The sequence below is a fragment of the Pseudonocardia sp. Cha107L01 genome (assembly GCF_052566575.1).
The window spans coordinates 1,879,080-1,895,661 of record NZ_CP199579.1 but is presented as its reverse complement, the minus strand read 5'-3'; the positions used below and the strand labels follow the sequence as shown (position 1 = coordinate 1,895,661).

The following is a 16,582-nucleotide window of genomic DNA, read 5'->3' as shown; positions in this document are numbered from 1 at the left end:
CGGCATGACCGCAAGCAAGCCTGCGAGGTCGCCTTTCCTCTCCCGACGCCGGTTTCACGTTGTCCCCGGGCAGAGAGGGTTTTTGACCGAAATCCGGCGTTAGCGAGGGTTTCGGCTGGTCGCAGGTCTGTCGTGGGTGACGGCTTGGGACGAGGGTGGCACGCATGAGACGCTCAGATTCTGGCCATAGCTACGGTGAGATAATGGAACAACGGCACCCTCGACCGACGGCGTTTCAGCATCGTCAGGCCCAAACACACGCCCGCGCTGACCCTGCTTCCTTAACGGAACACTGGTTCTGTTAACCTGGCATCGCCGCTGCGGGCAGGGGCGACGATGCCCGTGATCGGCACCGAGTCCCGCTACGCCGAGTCTGGAGCGGGTCGACGAAGCCTTGACTCAGGGTGGCCGCCGGGGGAGTGGATGAGCCCGTGCGGGGGGTACCCTCCGCCGTCACACAGGTTTGCCACGGTCGCTGGGGAGCGGACCAGCGGACGCGGTAGCCGGGCCCGGTAGTCGTCTCGGGGGACGAACCGGGCCCGGCTTATGCCCACGTCGCGCCATTACTAGCAGGGCGAAGCAGACGGTGCCGGTGGACTCCGGCATTCGTGCTGGGGAACGACCCGCTCTGTTCTAGTGGCTGGCGGGTGCCGTCGCAATCGGGCACCCCGGTTGGGGCGCCCAACGGGCGGCCAAGGTGCTCGCCGGTTCCTGGCTGGGTCATGGCTACGGCACCGTCTACACCCATACCGTCCGCCCTCACCCGTCGGGGCCCAGGGGCAAGCTCCGCATAAAGAAAGGGGCCGGCCCAGCATAATCGCCGGGCCGGCCCACCAGAGGGGGACATCAAACTATCTTGACTTCGATCCTGATCTCCGATGTACACCGATATGTCGCGGTGACCACCTCCACCCAGACCGTTCCTCAACCTCTTGTGATCCCTTGCGGACCTAAGCTTTGTGCCCTGGTCGTGCTGGCGCTTCCGCGTTGTCCGCTTGTGCTTACGGGTGGAATTTTTAACAGCTCCGAACGGGGGTGTCAACCGGGCAGTGATACCCGTCACACTCGCTCTTTGGGCCATGGTGTAGCACCGCGTGAGGTTGCCACTGATTCGAACAGATCGCCAGGTCAGCGCAGTGCGGTCACCGGGACAACGTCGGCCCTGGGGTGCCCAAGAGGAGCATCAGGTGCGAATTACGGATAGTGCACCCGGCATGTACGGACACCGATTAAACGTGAAATGGAAAGGGGGCCGGCCCAGCGAAATGGCCGGGCCGGCCCACTCGGAGGGATAAACTGTCCGGAGTTAGGTGGGTGGCGCGGAACCGCCGTCGACCGCCTCCGTCCGGACCGTTCCTCAACCTCCCACAATCCGTTGTGCACCACTGCTGTCGCGTCGCCTCGTGCGACGCTTCTCCGATGCTTCACTCTCTCTGACGGCGAATTTTTTAGCACCTGTACCCACCACAGTCAACCCCCAGATTTGCGGGTATACCCCGTCACGAGACGAGCGCACGGAAGGCTGCGACAGACGGTCGCGGCGACGCCTCAGCGAGTCCACCGCCACCGAGGGGCAACCGCCCAGCGACTCGACTGAGCGCGCACATGCGCGGGCATGCTCTGCGTTGACGCTGAACAGTGTCGGAGCTGGCGATTAGTGCGCTGGCCATGGGCACGGTGCTCGACCGCTTCCTCGCCGCTGAGATCAGTGAGGACCGAGCTCGGGGTGCTTTAGCGGACTAGCCACCGAACCAGTCGTAGACGCGGAAGGGCCCGCGGGTCGCGGGATCTGCTCAGTTCCCGGTGGCGGGTGGGCCGAGTAGGTCTAGGAACGGGCCGACCTGGTGCCCGTCCTGAGCGGGGTGTCGAAACGGGCGGTCCAGGTGCACCGTGTAGCGGTTCCGTCGCCCGACCCGGGTGTGGGCTACGTATCCCGCGGTCTCGAGGTCGGCCACGATCGCCTGAACGGTGCGCTCGGTGACCCCGACCACCTCGGCCAGATCCCGCATCCGGGCATCCAGATTTTGGGCGATCGCCACCAGGGCGCGCCCGTGCGCGGTCAAGAGCGTCCAGCCGCCCTGCTCTTCTGCGTGGGACATCGCCCCGATCCTAACCCCGCGAGTCAAAACACGCGAGGTTTAACATACGTTTTTATTGACGTGAATCTGGCGACGGCTTACGCTGCTTGGGCGCTTGCTCATGGACCTGTGGATGAGAGGCCCGCGACGATGATCAGCCTTTTCTCTGCATCTTCGGGGAACTCCCGAGTCTGGCGCAGCTCTGCCGGCGAGACCGACCGTGAGGTGCCCGGATCGGCGCCGCCCGAGCCGCTACTGCGGGCAATCCCGACGTGGCGCGGCGTCGACACGGTCCTTGGCCTGGTCGGTGAGCTGGATGCGTCCGACACCCACACCGTGCGGGAGGCCGTCCTCCGCTGCCTGGCGCGGAAACCGGACACCCTCTCCCTCGACCTCAGCGGCCTCACCTTCTGCGGCGCCGCAGGGATTCACTGCCTGTGCTGGGCGCTGGGTCGGGCCGAGGCCGACCACGTCGAATTCCGCATCGTCGCCGCACCTTCCTGGTTGTGCCGCGTGCTCACCGCCACCGAGGACTACGACCTGCTGGCCGCGATCTCCGGCCCACCCCGACCCGCGCCCGCGCCTGCGCAGCGCGTTATCTGATCCGCCGTAGGACGGTCATGACCGAGTATCTGGGGCAGGCGCTGGCTCATCGAATGAGCGAGCTCGCCATAGACCTGCGGGCCGAAGACAACCGTGATGGCACGCTACGCGCGATCGTGGACGGCGCCCTCGACCTGGTCCCCGCCGCGAGTTGGGCCGGGATCTCTCTTGTCCAGGGCAAGCGGGTTACCGTCGAGGCCTCCAGTCACAATCTGGTTGGCGAGCTTGAGCAACTGCAAAGCGACTTCGGCGAAGGGCCGTGCTTGAGCGCGATCCGCCAACAGCACACTGTCCACGTCGCCGACCTCGCCAAACCGGGCCAACTATGGCCGCGCTTCGCGGCTGCCGCCGTCGAGCGCGGGGTACGCAGCATGATGTCGCTGCGGTTGTTCCTACGCCGGGAAACCCTGGGCGCGCTCAACTTCTACGCAGCACAACCGGAGGCCTTCGCCCCGGACGCGGAGATCCTTGCCGACCTGCTCGCCCAGCACGCCGCGGTCGCCCTCGCCGGGGCCACCCGCGAACACCACCTCAATGCCGCGCTGGTCAACCGGGACATGCTCGGGCAGGCCAAGGGCATCCTGATGCAACGCGACGGGCTCACCGCACTACAAGCCTTCCAACTACTGGTCCGCGCGTCCCAGGACACCAACATGAAGATCGCCGACGTCGCTCGCTGGCTGATCACCGACACCGAAAACAATGCCCGTGACCAGCACCCCACCGAGCGCACCAGGCCGCCCTCCCCGTCGCGGCCAGCCACGACAGGCATCCCGGGTCGATGTGTCGCCTCGTAATCCGGTCAACAGGTCATGTGGCGGCTGGCACGGTACGGGTCGACGGCGAGACCGTGACCGACCGGCGAGTCCAGCGCCCCCACCGTGCCGCATCGTGCCGTGGTCGAGGTCGAGCTAGGCGAACCACGTGGCTCGGGGCTCGCCCGGTCAGCGGGTGGGCGGTCGACCGCCAACTACGCGACGCGCTGAAGCCGGCGCGTTTACCTGTGAATTACTCACCCCGACGCAGCATCCAGCCCAGCTTGCCCCGGCGGATGGATCCGCGGTTCGAGAAACGGCTGATGCGCCGGTCGTAGTCGCCCGGTTGGCGATGTCAACCCAAACTGGCTCCACCGTGACGGACGCAAGTGGCCCCACCTGAGTCTGGCCCAGAGGTTTGGCGGCTTGGCGGCCCGTGGGTTATCCCCAGAAGATGCAGGTGGGGTCGCGGTCGATCTCGGTGAGGAGGTCGTCGACTCGTTGTGAGGGAGCGAGTGGGTCGTAGGTGTGGAAGCGAAGATGGCGGTCACGCCAGTACAAGGTCCACGACTTGTCGGCGATGGTGTAGCGCAGACGGGCGATCGGGAAGCTGGTCCAATCCGGCCCGAAGTCCTCGCGCCAGGGAGTGCGCCGCTCGACGATCGTGAGGTGTCGCGGGGCGAGCTGGCACTCGACGCGGACTTGGTGGCGGGCGTGCTCGGGAATCCGCGCGGCGCACCACCGCTGTACTCGTGCAACGTCCAGCTCGGGCAGCGCCATCGGGGTCACCGACCGTTAGGTGACTGTGCCGCGGTGTTGAGGGCGTCGAATGCGACGTCGAGTCGCTGTTGGCGACGCCGGTTGGGTTCGTGGTTGGCTTCGGCGGCCACGAACCCAACCAGCTCCTCTAGGTCCTCGTCTGCGACAGTGTTCCGGCTGACCTGGGACGACTGGGGCGGGTTCGATGACCACGTGGTAACCCCGAACGTCGAACACACCCCCGACGGGGTCCAGCTGGCCTACGGCCCCCGGGTCCCGCTGCTGATGTTCGGCGGCCGGGTCAAGGTCGGCATCGACAGTCGGTGGAGCTCCCACGTCAGCATCGGCAAGACCGTGCTGGACCTGCTCGGGCTGCCCCCGCTCGGAGTCCCCCGACTCGATGAGGCACCCAGCCTGGCTGATCTGATCAACCCTGGTCCGTCCATGCCCACGCCCCCGGCGTTCGGCACCACGATCACCCAACCCACCCCGCCCAACCCCACCCCCGCCCCGAACCCGGCGCCACCACCCCCGACCAACACATCCGCGTCTGTCGGGCCGGTCTTCCTGCGCGACGGGTCCACGCTGCCCCCACCCAACGACCAACCCGTCACATAACCCCAGCCGCGCTTAAGGCCGGGAACCCGACGGTGCCTCTCCGGGCGGCCTGGTTGTCGTCACCGGGCGGTGGACCGTTCCCGATCTTGTAGACAGCCGGTCGTAGACTGCCGCTGATCGCAGCGGAGGTACTCGCGTGGCGACACGCCGACACTTCACCCAGGAGTACAAGGACCAGGCCGTTAGCCTCGTGCTCAATTCCGGCCGCACTATCGCTGAGGTAGCGAAAAGTATCGGCGTCCACGAGATGACGTTGGGTAAATGGGTGAAGTCAGCAAGAGAGTCCGGTCGCACTCCTGACAAGGACTTGTCCGAGTCTGAACGTGCCGAACTGATACGGCTACGTAAAGAGATCGCCATTGTGAAGATGGAGCGGGACTTCGCAAAAAAAGTTGCCACCTGGTTCGCGAAGGAACAGCCGTGAAATACGCGGCGATCGCGGACTGGGCAACCGATGAGCAGTTTTCGGTTACGTTCATGTGCGACCAGCTCGGAGTGATCCGGCAGGGCTACTACCGATGGCTGACCTCAGGGCCGTGCCAGCGCGAACGCACCGACGCCGAGCTCACCGAGACCATCCGCGAGATCCACCAAGACCTGCACGGCCACCCCGGGGTGCGCCGGGTCTGGGCTGAGCTGGTCGTGCGCGGCGTGCGGACCGCTCCCAAGCGGGTCTGGCGCCTGATGCGTGCCGCCGGCCTGCAAGGACGCCACCCCCGAGCCTGGAAGAAGACCACCGTCGCAGGTCTACGCCCTATCGACGCCCCAGACCTGATCGGCCAGGACTTCACTGCCGACGCACCCGACACCCGCTGGTGTGGCGACATTACCTACGTCCAGACAGTCGACGGCTGGGTCTACACCGCGACTGTGATCGACCTGCACTCCCGCAAAGTGGTGGGCTACGCCGTCGCCGATCACCTGCGCACCAGCCTCATCGTCGAGGCCCTCGCCGCGGCACTGGTCACCCGTAAACCCCTGGCCGGGGTCATATTCCACAGCGACCGAGGCTGTCAATATACGTCCCGAGAATTCGCTAACTTCTGCACCGAGAACGGCGTACAGCGCTCAATGGGTCGGCGCGCTACTTGTTTCGACAACGCGGTCGCCGAATCATTCTTCGCAACCTACAAGAAAGAACTCATCCACACCCGGCCATGGAGCGGTGCGACCGAAGTACAACAACAGACATTCCTCTGGATCGAAAGCTACTACAACCGCCGCAGGCGACACTCCACACTCGCCTACTTGACACCCATCGAATACGAGCTAGGGTTCAGAAAACTTACCGAACTGGCAGCCTAAACCAGTGTCAATGAAATCGGGAACAGTCCACGGTGACCCTTCGAGCACATGTTGAGAAACGATGCCCGCGACAGTGTCCGACACCGCTGGGCCGCCAACCGGGGTTCGTCAGCGCGGGGTGGTCGCTGTCCACCGCTGTGGACAGCGCGGTTGTGAGCGTCGGCGCCCTCTCGGCCACCACCCGGGCCGGACACGGCGACTGGCACCGGCTGCTCACGCTCCTGCTCGACGGCCTCCGGCCACGGCCGTACCCGCGCCCTGACACCCGCGAGGAGCAGGTGGTCGAACCGGCGGTGGAGTTGGGGCGCTCGTGCCCCATGGCCCGTGACCACACCGGGACCGCGTTTGTCTCGCCGCGCTCGGCGGCCCAGCGGACGGAGCGCGCGCTTGCCCTCCTGGGGACAGAGCTGGCGCTACGGCCCCGGTGGCGCACTCACACCCTGCGAGCTACCTGTTGAGAAATGGTGCCCGCGACGATTCTCGACATCTGTGAGCTGCAGCAACGGTGTGACCTCCAGCGATAAGTGGCGCTGTTCTCCCACCACTATCTGGCGTGGCGTCAGGAGTTCATGATCGCGCAAGTCCCGCAAGCCGATCCCTGACCGGGACGCGGTGTTCTGCCTGAGCCGCTACTCTCGTACACCATTGCAGCACGATGGACAACGCCGACGAGGCCGATCAACTCCGAGCGGGTCCGCACCGTCGGTGCTCAGGGGACGAAGGAGCTTGTCGACGCCGAATCCCTAACGGGTCGGCCTAACCTCTGCCATCCGGAGGGTCGGGTTCTTCCGTAGTGTTCTCGCGCCTGGGAAGCAGCCGCAGCCGGGGTAGCGAGGTTGTCGCGCTGGACGCGCGCGATGGCGGCAGCGTTGTGCTCCTCGATCGATGCTCGGGTTAGCTGATGGGCCGTCGTCCAGCGCCGCTGAGCTGGTACTCCGGTGCGGTGGCGGGGTCGGCAGCGAGCTCGAGCACCGCTTGGGCGACCTGCTGGGGGGTCAGAACCGGTTTCAGGGCGTCGACGAAACGGTCGGGGTCGACGCCTTGGCGCGCGGCGTAGCCTTTGACCCCTACAGCGCCGACACCCCCTAGCGGGGTCATCTGCGGCAGCACGGTGACGAACCGGATGTCCAGCCCGGCCCGCCCGGCCTCCTCGCTCGCGTATGCGGCGATGTTGCGGATAGCGGATTTGGCGCCGGCGTAGCCTCCGCTCAGCGGTGATCCGCGCAGCGCGGCGCCACTGGACATGGCCACCACCACGCTGCCCGGCGTCAAGGGCTGCAGTAGCGCCGCCTGGGTCCAGGTGAACACGTGGCGGGTGTCGACCTGCCAGTTGCGGCTGAAGGTCTCCCAGGTCTGCTCGTGCACCGGGGCCGAGTGCGGGGTTTCCCCGGCGTTTAGCACCAGCAGGCTCGGCTGGTGTTGGCCGATCATTTCCCGGGCGAGGGCCTCGTCGGTGGCGTCGCCGAGCACCGGGGTAAAGCCCGCACCAAGCTCGTCGCGCACCGCGTACAGCGCCCGCTCGTGTCGGGCGATGCCGATAACATTGGAGCCGGCCGCGACGAGCGCGGCGGCGATCGCGCGCCCGAAACCACGGCTGGCGCCGGTGACGACGGCATTGTGGAATGAATCAGACATCACGCACTCCTTGACGAATGGTTTGACTGGTGTATCGAGACGGTCACATTGAGACCTGGTATCTGGCATTCGAAGACTGCCGACGGAGATCGGTCGCCGCGCCACCCCCTATTCCGACCGGGGCGGCGGCGTCACAATCTGCGGTGTTGTAAGTATTGTCATCACGCCATCCCATTCCGTCTGTTGTCCGCCGTTTACGTATATCGCCGACTCCCCGAGGCGTCGGGCGCCGATAGGGTAGGCCCCCGCAGGGTGGTCGGGTCGTCTTACGGTGCGGTGGGCTCGAACGTGGAGCGGTGGTCCCGGACGAACGTCTCCAGAGTTTGCGGCGGTGACCCGCCGATCGCTTTGACCACGTCGGTGACGAGGTCCTGCTCACCGTGTTTGTGGGCTTCGGCTACCTGGCTGAGGTGCTCGACCAGCAATGGGGGGAATCCGCCCTGGGACAGGGCCTGCCGCCAGTTCTCGACCGGGATGTCCACATACTGGACCGGGCGGTTGAGGACGCGTCTGAACGTGTCGGCTTGTTCGGCCATGGACAGCGCCACCGGCCCGGTCGTGACATAGGTTTTGCCGTGGTGTGGGCCGGGGTTGGTCAGGACACCCACGGCGACACGGGCGATGTCTTCGCCGGCGACCGGGGCATGTCTGCCCTGTCCGAAGGGCAGATAGAGTTTCCCTTCGGTTCGAATGGTCGTTGGGTTGGCGATGGTGAGTAGGTTCTCCAAGAAGTAGGGCGGCCGTATGTGGGTGACGCCGATCCCGGACCAGTCGAGTACCCGCTCGGCCAGCCAGTGGCCGCGAGCGGCCGGGCTGGCGTGATCCGGGCGGGCGGTGATCTGAGACATGTTCACGATCGAGCGCAGACCCGACTGTTTACCGGCGGCAGCGAACGTCGTCGTCGCTTCCAGGAGGCTGGCGTCGAGCGGGTAGGTGAAGTACGCGCCCCCCACGTCTTCGAGGGCGGCGCGGACGGTGCTGAAGTCGCGGACATCCCCCACCACGATCTGCGCGCCCAGCATCTTGAGCGTGGCGGCGCGCTCATCGTCTTGACGAACGAACGCCCGAACTCGGTGCCCCTGTGCCAGCAACTGGCGGGTGACGTGGTTACCGGTCGCCCCGTGGCTTCCTGCCGCACCTACAATCAAAAAATCTGTCGAACCCGATGCTGTCATCGGATCATCACACCTTTCCACTTCTCTTCATTCTTCGATTGCGATGATCACCCCGTCGTGGTGATCCGAGTTCTGGCCGGATCGCCTTGCGATCCAGTACAGCTGGCTTGTTGCGGTGGCATCCCCGCGTGTGTCCGGGCCGCCGGCCGGTTCCTATGCGCCGGCGGGAGCGCTCCAGGCCCGCCCTGGTCCGCCCAGCGAGGGCACTGGCCGTGACGGACGCTGACACGGCGCCTGGCGTTCGTCGAGGCGCACGCCGATCACGGCCAGGTGCAGGGCACCGACCAGTCCATCGACCAGGCCGCGTCCGATGCCCCTGTCCGCGCCGGTGACGAGCGCCCACTTCGGTGAAAGAGTGGTCATGATTTGGTCACTACCTCCGATCCTGCCTCCGTCGGTACGGGCCTTCACCGGTAGAAACCCGCCTGGTCCGGGAACTCACCGACGAGTTCACCGCTCGGCTGGTGTTGCGTGAGCGGGCGGCGCCCCTGCCGGGCCGCCAGCGATCCGTTCCCGGTGACGATCGAGCGACGGTGGGTGGCGTTCACGCTCGCCAGCCCCGATGAATTGGCGCTGTCGGTGGTGTTCTCACTAACAGTGCGAGGTCCGTCGGAAGATGAGGCGTATGGATCACACGACACTGCACCGTGCCCAAGCCGGCGACGGCGAGGCGTTCGAGCAACTCGTCGAACCCCATCGCCGGGAGTTGCTGGTGCACTGCTACCGCATCCTCGGGTCCCTCCAGGACGCCGAGGACATCCTTCAGGAGACGCTGTTGGCCGCGTGGCGAGCACTCGAGAAGTTCGACGGCCACTCGTTGCGGGCCTGGCTGTACCGGATCGCGACCAACCGGTGCCTCAACTACCTACGCGACGGGTCCCGCCGACCCGAGTCACTCATTCTTTCGGCGCCGATGCGGGCCAGCGAAGAACTCGTCAGCTCCGACGAGCCATGGTGGCTAGAACCCTATCCAGATGCCCTCCTCGACGAGGCTCACCTCAGTCCCGAGGCGCGCTACGACGCCCGCGAGTCGATCGCGCTGTCCTTCGTCGCGGCGCTACAGCAGCTACCGGCCCAGCAGCGCGCCGTGCTCGTTCTGCGCGACGTCCTCGGTTTCTCCGCCGCCGAGACCGCCGCCACCCTCGGTGTCACCAGCACGTCGGTCAATAGCACCCTCGTGAGAGCACGAGCCGGATTTCGCCCCGAACAATCACCTGATCACATACGGCTTCCGCGCTCCCACCACGAAGCCGAAGTCGTCGAACGCTTCGTGAACGCATTCCAGAGCGGAGACGTGCACCAAGTCGTTGACCTGCTCACCGACGACGCGAAACTGCTCATGCCACCCGAGCCCCTGGAATGCCACGGACCACACCACATCGCCGCGTTCCTGCAGAAGATGAGGCTCTTGGGGCCCGACCTCACCCTCGTGCCGACCCGCGCGAACAACCAACCCGCCCTCGGTTACTACCTCCCCGACCCCGTCGCGCCCATCCTGAGGGCACGCGGTCTACTCGTGCTCGAGCTCAACAACGATCAGGTATCGACCATCACCCGGTTCAGCGACAAAGGAATTCTGGCGCGGTTCGGGCTGCCCCGGACACTCCCGACCACCGAAGACCCAGGAACCATCTGTCCGCCAGGCCATTAGCGCGCGACGACGACGACGGTCCCCGCCAGGGTCCGTAGCTGATTCTCAGGCCAGGGCCCCACCGCGAAGGCGGTCATGCTCAGTCAGCAAGATCCAACGGATTTACAGCTGTTCCTCGGACAAGGGTATGGAGAGGCGCCGACCCATAAGCCGATCCCGCTGCGGGACACCTCATGGAGCGCGGTCCGCTGAGCGGCGGCGTTGAGGTTCGTGCTGCTGGCGTTACGCAAGCTCGTCGTGTCGAACGCCGCAAACCTGGGCATGCCGCGAACCTAACGATCGCCACGTCATCCTCACCCCTCGGAAAGAGCCTGGCTGAAGCGGATCAGGCTGCTACGGGACCGGATCATCCAGGACGCCCAGGACGCCCTGGAGTTTCTGTCCAAAGCACTCCGCGTCGCCCGCGCCATCGTGGACGCCGAGAAGCACCCCGACGAAGCCGTCGTCGTGCTCGACGACGACCACGTGGGTGTCCTGTCCCGGATCATTCATGACCACGCAGCGCCCGGGTTCACAGTCACCGAGAGGAACCTCGCCGAGGAGATCGACCAAGTGGTCACCCGCACCCTCTCCCGGTCATGGGACAACGCCGACGCTCACAACCGAGGCGTCCGCCGCGCCACTGCCGCAGTCTTCCGCAGGTACATGTTGAAGCCGGTGGATGAGCCGTATGACTCCACCGTCGCCTACATCGAAGCCCACTACCTCGTTGACTGACGAATGCCCGAAGGACCGGCAATCCGCGGCGGTTCCAGGGCCTTGTCGCGCCGCACGAGATTGACCATCGCAGTGTCGAACTTGGCAACCGCCCGCAGCGACCGCCGAAGAAACTGCCACCGCCGCGACCCGGGACAACGCCGACCAACCCGGCGCAGTGGTCGACCCGCCCGTAACTGGTAGTCTGGGATATATTATTGAGAGATCACCGATAACTGATATGTCAACTACAACGCGCTGAACTGGCATTATGTCTCGTCATGGACGACGACAAGCTTGCCGCGGGGGCTGAGTCGGCTGTGGTGGTGTTGTCCGAGAGCGCGTCTGAGCGGCGGTGATTGGGTCTGCCACGCCGGGATCGGCACCCTCGCGCGGGTCTGAGGGCCGGGGGCGGATACTCACCGGATGACCGCCTCGACGACCAAGATTGAGCGTTCGGCGCCGGCGATCCGGGCGGTGCTGGCGGAGGTGTCGCCACCGGAGTGCGCGCGGTTCGAGGCCGAGTTCACCGAGAGCCTCGCGCGGGCGAGCGCCGAGTTCGATCTGGCCCCGGCCGAGGCGGTGTTGGACCGCTGGTGGGGCATCGCGGTGATCCGGGTGAACCCGTTGTCGGAGCGGGAGGCGGCCCAGGTGGCCGCCGCGAAGGCGGGTGAGTTGACCGGGCTTCGTACCCGGGACGTGCAGGGGAACTGGGTCCAGGTGTAGATGCCTCGCTACGGCCCGGTGTGGCTGGAGATCGCGGCCGAGCAGTACACCGACCTGCCCGAGGCAGTTCGGGCGCTGGTCGACCTGCGGCTGGAGCAGTTGCTAGAGAATCCGCACCAGCAGCCAGCGTCGGGATTCTCGAGCAAGCTCTTGTCAGGCCGCAGGCGCCTTTCACAGACGCAGCGTTCTGTCAGGGTCCGGTGTTTGACTCGGCGACCGGAGGTGGTCGCGGTGTCGTTCGTGCACGGTCACGCGCGCGCCGCGGGCTGGGTGGTGGCTCATGTGCGCCGGCCCAACCTTCCCGAGGCTGGGCAGTTGCCGTTGCTTCCCGCGACCCCCGATCCCCCAACGGCATCCAGGTCATCGAGCGCCAGCTCGCGCCGCTTCGGCGACCAGGGAATAGGACTGCAGGCGGTCGGTGCGAGCGGGAATCCGTGTGGTCACGATGAGCTCGTTCGCCGTTCATACGGGGGACAGTGCGCCTTCCATTGCGAAGGCGAGCTGTCGAAGGTGCAGGCAGTGCCCCAGCGGGTGGTGGTCGATGCTGTGCCCGGTTCCCCGCGCGAGGATGGTCTCGACGTTGGGTGATCCGGTGAACAGCGCGGCGAACTCGGCGACCGTCCTTGGTGTTCCCTCCCACAGGTTGTCGAACTCCCCCACTGCGTAATGGATCGGAACCCGGACGCGGGGTGCGTTCTCCGGGAGACGGGCAAGCCAGCGGGGTGGCTCGCTCAGCTCGGCGGTGACCCCGGGCGCGTAGGAGGCTCGCGCCGCCTCGAGCAGTTCTGCGGCAGGCGCGGTCCCCTGGGAGAGCAGGAACTGGTCCTGTGTGGACACGGGAAGGGCGAGGGTGGGCTCGGTGTGCACGGCGGCGAGCTTCGCGAATTCATGTGCCTGGCGCCCGCCGTCGGCGAGCGTGCAGCCCACACCGGTGACGATTAGGCCGCGCAGATCAAGGCCGTAGTCGCCGGCCGCGATGTCGACGCCGATCATGCCGCCGATCGAGTGTCCGATGACGACGACCCCGTTCGCACCGAGTTGTCGCGCTGCCTGGGCGGCGGCGGTCGCGATCAGCTCGGCCTGTCGCTCGAAGGCAGAGTCGGCGGCGGGCACGGGCGAGCTTGACCCGTAGCCGGGGCGGTCGAGCGCGAGCACGTCGAAACCGGCCGCGATCGCGGTGTCGGTGAGTGAACCGGCGGGCAGCGCCGGGACCTCGAAGTAGCGTCCGGTGAACCAGCCGCCGTGCAACAGCACGAGCAGTGGCAGTTCGTCGCGCCGGTCACCGGGTGTGTACCTGCCAGCGATGGTGTGTCCCCCGACGTCGAATTCCAGCTGCTTGCTGGGGGCGCGTTGTGTTTGGGGACTGTGCGAGAGGGTCATGGGTACTCCTGGCCAGCGGAGGAGTCAGGTGAGGGAGGAGGTGCCGGTGGACAAGACCGTGCTCAGGCTCACCGTGCCCTCGTTGATCTGCCAAGGGACCAGGCGATACGTACGGATTCCGTTCGCGTGGAAGGGATCTGCGTCGACGAGCTCCTTGGCCTCGTGTAGAGAGGCGGCGCGCAACACCATCATCCCGGCACCGGAGAACCGGAAATCGTCGTCGAGGAAGGGACCGGCGAGGAACAGCTTCCCTGAGCTTTCCAGATCCGCGATCCAGGACTTGTGCTCATCGACATGGGGACGCATCTCGTCCGGGGACATGCTCACTGGTTCGGTGAAGCAGATGAAGTAGACCTGCTGCGCGCCGGAGTGCCGTTCGTCCGGTCTGGCTTGAACCTCGTCGTCCGTTGCCATGATCCTCTCCTTGGTGCGGGGTTGGGGGTCAGTTCGAGGCGACCGCTTTGGCGGCCTCGGCGATTGCGGCCGGCCCGGGAATCAGCGACCGCTGCAGGACGGGTGCCGCCGGGATCCTGGTGTCCGGCGTGGCAAGCCGGGCAACGGGTGCGTGCAGCCGCGCCATGTGCGCTTCAGTGATGCGGGCAGCGATTTCGGCACCGAGGCCACCGGTGCGGTTGGCCTCATGCACGACGAGAATCCGGCCGCATCCGAGCTGAACGGCCCGTGCGATGGCCTCGTCGTCGATCGGGTTGAGCCAGCGCAGATCGAGCACCGTGGCCTCGATACCGGATTCGGCCAGGGTGTTCGCGGCCTCGAGCGCGCGGTGCACCATCGTCCCCCAGGTGATGATCGCGAGGGAGGAGCCCTCGCGGCGGAACCGGGCCCCGCCGATCGGTTCGGGTTCCGCATTGACCGCTACTTCGCCCTTGTTCTGGTAGAGCTCGCGGGCTTCGACGAGGATCACCGGGTCGGGCTCGGCGATCGCCGCGCGGGTCATGGCATAGGCGTCGGCGGGGGTGGCCGGCACGCCGACCCTGATGCCGGGAATGTGGGCGAGGACGGCTTCCAGGCTCTGTGAGTGTTGGGCGCAGCTGCCGGGGGTCGCGCCTTGTTGCAGCCGGACGGTCATTGGCGCGTTCAGGGTTCCCCGGCTGATGTAGCGGACATTGCTCGCCTGGTTGACGACCTGGTCGAAGGCCACCCACAGGAAGTCGCCCCACATGATCTCGACCACTGGCCGCGCCCCGGCAAGGGCGGCACCGACCGCGGAACCGAGAATCGCGCTCTCCGCGATCGGGGTGTCGAAGACCCGCTTGGCGCCGAACTCCTTTTGCAGGCCCCTGGTGACCCCGAAGATCCCACCGGCGGCGCCCACATCCTCTCCGTAGACGAGCACTTCCGGTCGGGCGGCCAGCTCCTCGGCGAGTGCCGTATTGATCGCCTTCCAGTACGTCAGCTCCCTGGTCACTCCCACGGTGGTCGCGGGAGGTGTGGGCCGGACGGTGGCGGTGACATGCTCGCGTGCTGTTGCCGGGTCGGGTTCCGCCATGGCGAGCACCGCTTCGGTCGTCTTGTCGAGCTCGGCGAGAATCTCTGCCTCGAGGTCGTCCAGCTTGTCCGTGCTGACACCGCCGTCGAGCAGTCGTTGCCGCAGGCGGGGAAGCGGGTCCGCCGCCTGGGCTGCTTCGAGATCCTGCTTCGGACGATAGTGCTGGATGTCGCGGGTGTAGTGCCCGGACAACCGAGCTGTCTTGGCTTCGATCAGCGTGGGGCCCTCGCCGGCCCGAGCCCGGATGACGGCCCAGGCCACCGCGTTGTGCACGGCGCCCGGGTCGTTGCCGTCGACGGTGTCGCTGGCGATGCCATAGGGCTGGGCACGATCCGCGAGGTGCGCAGTGAAGGCCGTCATCGCCGAGGGGGTCATTTCGGCCCACCCGTTGTTCTCACAGACGACGATCAACGGCAGCTTGTTGGCGGCGGCGAACGCCAGGGCCTCGTGCACCGATCCCTGGTTCATCGCGCCGTCCCCGATGGAGGCCAGCGCGACCCCGCGGGTGTCCAGCCGCTCAGCGGCCAGCGCCACCCCAGCGCTGATGGGGACGCCGGCACCGACGATCGAGTTCTCCCCGAGGAACCGGTACTCGGGCGCGGTCAGGTAGGCCGAGCCGCCGCGACCGCCGTTGATGCCCTCGGCCCGGTGACACAGTTCGGCGAGCAGCGCCCCCACCGGTACGCCGCAGGCGAGCGCCCAGCCGTGCCCTCGATACGTCGGTAGCACCCGGTCGGCGGGACCGAGAGCCGCCAGCGCACCGGCGGGGATGGCCTCCTGGCCGAGGCAGAGGTGGACGGAGCCGGCGATGACGGAGTCCCTGCTCAGCTGCAGGACGCGTTCCTCGAAGAGCCGGATCGTGGTCATGGTCCGGTACGCCTCGAACAGATCGAGCGGGAAGACGTCGTTGGATTCCATGGAAGTTCCTTCCTTGCTGCGAATCCGCGCGCGACCGTCATGCCGATGGGCTTCGGCTCGGGAAACACACAGAGCCGTCAGTCGGCGTCAGTCGGCGTCGCGGGAACCGTGTCGGTCGAGGGAGAACCAGATGGCGTGCACCGGTTCGTCGCCGATGTTCTCCAGCCGGTGGGGCGTGGAGGATTCGAAGGAGATGGAGTCGCCGGGGCCGAGCTCGTAGCTCTGGAAACCGAGGCTGACCCGCAACCGTCCACTTTGGATGATTCCGTACTCGCGGCCGTGGTGTCGGACGAACTTGCCGTTCGCCGACGATGCGCCGCCGACCTCGTAGACCACGAAGAGGAAATCGACCTCGGCGTCGGTGCCGCGGGTGAGTCGCTGCCACTGGACGCCGGTTTCCAGGTCGATGGTCTGACGCTGGTCAGGGCTGCACACTGAGATTCCGCTGGCCGCGGGCTCCGACGAGGGCGGGCTGGGCGCCGGGGCGGAGATCTTCCTGTCGAACAGGTCGTCGAGTGAGAGGCCCAGGCGGTCGACGATGGCGTAGAGGGTGTTGACCGAGGCCTTGGACCTACCGGTCTCGATCTGCGAGATGAGGCTGGGCGAGACGCCCACCTCGGCGGCGAGTGTGCGCAGGGTCTTGCCGGTCTTGCGGCGCTGGGCACGCAACCGCGCGCCGATCTCTTTGTGCTCGGTCACGGCGGGCAGATCGCGAACGGGGCCTCGGAAGGTGGGCTCGTCGGTGTCTGCATTCGTCACGATCGGGACTATACGCA

The 16,582-nt window shown here is 66.5% G+C and carries 18 protein-coding genes; 8 read left to right on the top strand and 10 right to left on the bottom strand.

Translation table 11 applies throughout. The features are described from left to right. Nucleotides 1-1,793: 1,793 nt before the first annotated feature. Nucleotides 1,794-2,099 (bottom strand): helix-turn-helix transcriptional regulator, encoded by a 306-nt coding sequence (locus ACTXG6_RS09005; RefSeq protein WP_445187296.1) that lies wholly within the window; start codon nucleotides 2,097-2,099, stop codon nucleotides 1,794-1,796. A 204-nt stretch (nucleotides 2,100-2,303) separates the two neighbouring features. On the opposite strand from ACTXG6_RS09005, the gene ACTXG6_RS09000 reads away from it, so the two are divergent. Continuing rightward, the gene (locus ACTXG6_RS09000) at nucleotides 2,304-2,681 is read left to right on the top strand and encodes an STAS domain-containing protein (RefSeq protein ID WP_445187295.1); all 378 of its coding nucleotides are present in this window, start codon (nucleotides 2,304-2,306) and stop codon (nucleotides 2,679-2,681) included. A gap of 17 nt (nucleotides 2,682-2,698) precedes the next feature. Continuing rightward, nucleotides 2,699-3,478, top strand: coding sequence for a GAF and ANTAR domain-containing protein (locus ACTXG6_RS08995; RefSeq protein WP_445187294.1), 780 nt, complete (start codon nucleotides 2,699-2,701; stop codon nucleotides 3,476-3,478). A 399-nt stretch (nucleotides 3,479-3,877) separates the two neighbouring features. Here ACTXG6_RS08995 and ACTXG6_RS08990 read toward each other — a convergent pair whose 3' ends face one another. Further along, nucleotides 3,878-4,216 carry a DUF3024 domain-containing protein gene (locus tag ACTXG6_RS08990; RefSeq protein ID WP_445187293.1) on the bottom strand — a complete coding sequence of 113 codons (339 nt, stop codon included), beginning with the start codon at nucleotides 4,214-4,216 and terminating at the stop codon, nucleotides 3,878-3,880. Here ACTXG6_RS08990 and ACTXG6_RS08985 point away from each other — a divergent pair. The 3 genes from ACTXG6_RS08985 to ACTXG6_RS08975 all read left to right on the top strand — a co-directional run bounded on the left by ACTXG6_RS08985 (nucleotide 4,106) and on the right by ACTXG6_RS08975 (nucleotide 6,118). Beyond that, nucleotides 4,106-4,813, top strand: a complete 708-nt coding sequence (locus tag ACTXG6_RS08985) for an alkaline phosphatase family protein (protein WP_445187292.1) — start codon at nucleotides 4,106-4,108, stop codon at nucleotides 4,811-4,813. The two genes, ACTXG6_RS08990 and ACTXG6_RS08985, sit on opposite strands and share 111 nt — an antisense overlap. Nucleotides 4,814-4,949: 136 nt before the next feature. Continuing rightward, nucleotides 4,950-5,237 carry a transposase gene (locus tag ACTXG6_RS08980; protein ID WP_445183284.1) on the top strand — a complete coding sequence of 96 codons (288 nt, stop codon included), beginning with the start codon at nucleotides 4,950-4,952 and terminating at the stop codon, nucleotides 5,235-5,237. After that, on the top strand, nucleotides 5,234-6,118 hold the full coding sequence (locus ACTXG6_RS08975; RefSeq protein ID WP_445183283.1) for an IS3 family transposase: 885 nt from the start codon (nucleotides 5,234-5,236) through the stop codon (nucleotides 6,116-6,118). The genes ACTXG6_RS08980 and ACTXG6_RS08975 overlap by 4 nt, the downstream gene beginning before the upstream one ends. Before the next feature lie 894 nt (nucleotides 6,119-7,012). Here the strand turns inward: ACTXG6_RS08975 and ACTXG6_RS08970 are convergent. The 4 genes from ACTXG6_RS08970 to ACTXG6_RS08955 form a co-directional block, all read right to left on the bottom strand. Then, nucleotides 7,013-7,822, bottom strand: a complete 810-nt coding sequence (locus ACTXG6_RS08970) for an SDR family oxidoreductase (protein WP_445187291.1) — start codon at nucleotides 7,820-7,822, stop codon at nucleotides 7,013-7,015. A gap of 197 nt (nucleotides 7,823-8,019) precedes the next feature. Beyond that, the gene (locus tag ACTXG6_RS08965; protein WP_445187290.1) at nucleotides 8,020-8,928 is read right to left on the bottom strand and encodes an NmrA family NAD(P)-binding protein; all 909 of its coding nucleotides are present in this window, start codon (nucleotides 8,926-8,928) and stop codon (nucleotides 8,020-8,022) included. 153 nt (nucleotides 8,929-9,081) lie between these two features. Further along, nucleotides 9,082-9,291, bottom strand: a complete 210-nt coding sequence (locus ACTXG6_RS08960; protein WP_445187289.1) for a hypothetical protein — start codon at nucleotides 9,289-9,291, stop codon at nucleotides 9,082-9,084. A gap of 44 nt (nucleotides 9,292-9,335) precedes the next feature. Beyond that, nucleotides 9,336-9,476 (bottom strand): hypothetical protein, encoded by a 141-nt coding sequence (locus ACTXG6_RS08955; protein ID WP_445187288.1) that lies wholly within the window; start codon nucleotides 9,474-9,476, stop codon nucleotides 9,336-9,338. Between the two features lie 68 nt (nucleotides 9,477-9,544). Between ACTXG6_RS08955 and ACTXG6_RS08950 the strand changes: the two genes are divergently transcribed. The 3 genes from ACTXG6_RS08950 (at nucleotide 9,545) to ACTXG6_RS08940 (ending at nucleotide 12,001) form a co-directional block, all read left to right on the top strand. Further along, nucleotides 9,545-10,579: a sigma-70 family RNA polymerase sigma factor gene (locus ACTXG6_RS08950; RefSeq protein WP_445187287.1), complete on the top strand. Its 1,035-nt coding sequence runs from the start codon at nucleotides 9,545-9,547 to the stop codon at nucleotides 10,577-10,579. A 411-nt stretch (nucleotides 10,580-10,990) separates the two neighbouring features. Next, nucleotides 10,991-11,296 carry a hypothetical protein gene (locus tag ACTXG6_RS08945; protein WP_445187286.1) on the top strand — a complete coding sequence of 102 codons (306 nt, stop codon included), beginning with the start codon at nucleotides 10,991-10,993 and terminating at the stop codon, nucleotides 11,294-11,296. Between the two features lie 405 nt (nucleotides 11,297-11,701). Next, nucleotides 11,702-12,001 carry a DUF6247 family protein gene (locus ACTXG6_RS08940; protein WP_445187285.1) on the top strand — a complete coding sequence of 100 codons (300 nt, stop codon included), beginning with the start codon at nucleotides 11,702-11,704 and terminating at the stop codon, nucleotides 11,999-12,001. 462 nt (nucleotides 12,002-12,463) lie between these two features. Here ACTXG6_RS08940 and ACTXG6_RS08935 read toward each other — a convergent pair whose 3' ends face one another. The 4 genes from ACTXG6_RS08935 to ACTXG6_RS08920 all read right to left on the bottom strand — a co-directional run bounded on the left by ACTXG6_RS08935 (nucleotide 12,464) and on the right by ACTXG6_RS08920 (nucleotide 16,565). Further along, entirely contained in the window at nucleotides 12,464-13,381 is a 918-nt protein-coding gene (locus ACTXG6_RS08935; protein ID WP_445187284.1) for an alpha/beta fold hydrolase, read from the bottom strand. 24 nt (nucleotides 13,382-13,405) lie between these two features. After that, nucleotides 13,406-13,795, bottom strand: coding sequence for a YciI family protein (locus ACTXG6_RS08930; protein ID WP_445187283.1), 390 nt, complete (start codon nucleotides 13,793-13,795; stop codon nucleotides 13,406-13,408). A gap of 28 nt (nucleotides 13,796-13,823) precedes the next feature. Continuing rightward, nucleotides 13,824-15,806, bottom strand: coding sequence for an alpha-ketoacid dehydrogenase subunit alpha/beta (locus ACTXG6_RS08925; protein ID WP_445187282.1), 1,983 nt, complete (start codon nucleotides 15,804-15,806; stop codon nucleotides 13,824-13,826). 87 nt (nucleotides 15,807-15,893) lie between these two features. Then, on the bottom strand, nucleotides 15,894-16,565 hold the full coding sequence (locus tag ACTXG6_RS08920) for a helix-turn-helix domain-containing protein (protein ID WP_445187281.1): 672 nt from the start codon (nucleotides 16,563-16,565) through the stop codon (nucleotides 15,894-15,896). Nucleotides 16,566-16,582: the final 17 nt, after the last annotated feature.

Excerpts from the sequence above, each read along its gene's own strand:
- ACTXG6_RS09005 (WP_445187296.1), bottom strand. The coding sequence starts at position 2,099 with ATGTCCCACGCAGAAGAGCAGGGCGGCTGGACGCTCTTGACCGCGCAC.
- ACTXG6_RS08995 (WP_445187294.1), top strand. The coding sequence starts at position 2,699 with ATGACCGAGTATCTGGGGCAGGCGCTGGCTCATCGAATGAGCGAGCTC.
- ACTXG6_RS08990 (WP_445187293.1), bottom strand. The coding sequence starts at position 4,216 with ATGGCGCTGCCCGAGCTGGACGTTGCACGAGTACAGCGGTGGTGCGCC.
- ACTXG6_RS08970 (WP_445187291.1), bottom strand. The coding sequence starts at position 7,822 with ATGCCAGATACCAGGTCTCAATGTGACCGTCTCGATACACCAGTCAAA.
- ACTXG6_RS08965 (WP_445187290.1), bottom strand. The coding sequence starts at position 8,928 with ATGACAGCATCGGGTTCGACAGATTTTTTGATTGTAGGTGCGGCAGGA.
- ACTXG6_RS08960 (WP_445187289.1), bottom strand. The coding sequence starts at position 9,291 with ATGACCACTCTTTCACCGAAGTGGGCGCTCGTCACCGGCGCGGACAGG.
- ACTXG6_RS08950 (WP_445187287.1), top strand. The coding sequence starts at position 9,545 with ATGAGGCGTATGGATCACACGACACTGCACCGTGCCCAAGCCGGCGAC.
- ACTXG6_RS08940 (WP_445187285.1), top strand. The coding sequence starts at position 11,702 with ATGACCGCCTCGACGACCAAGATTGAGCGTTCGGCGCCGGCGATCCGG.
- ACTXG6_RS08935 (WP_445187284.1), bottom strand. The coding sequence starts at position 13,381 with ATGACCCTCTCGCACAGTCCCCAAACACAACGCGCCCCCAGCAAGCAG.
- ACTXG6_RS08930 (WP_445187283.1), bottom strand. The coding sequence starts at position 13,795 with ATGGCAACGGACGACGAGGTTCAAGCCAGACCGGACGAACGGCACTCC.
- ACTXG6_RS08925 (WP_445187282.1), bottom strand. The coding sequence starts at position 15,806 with ATGGAATCCAACGACGTCTTCCCGCTCGATCTGTTCGAGGCGTACCGG.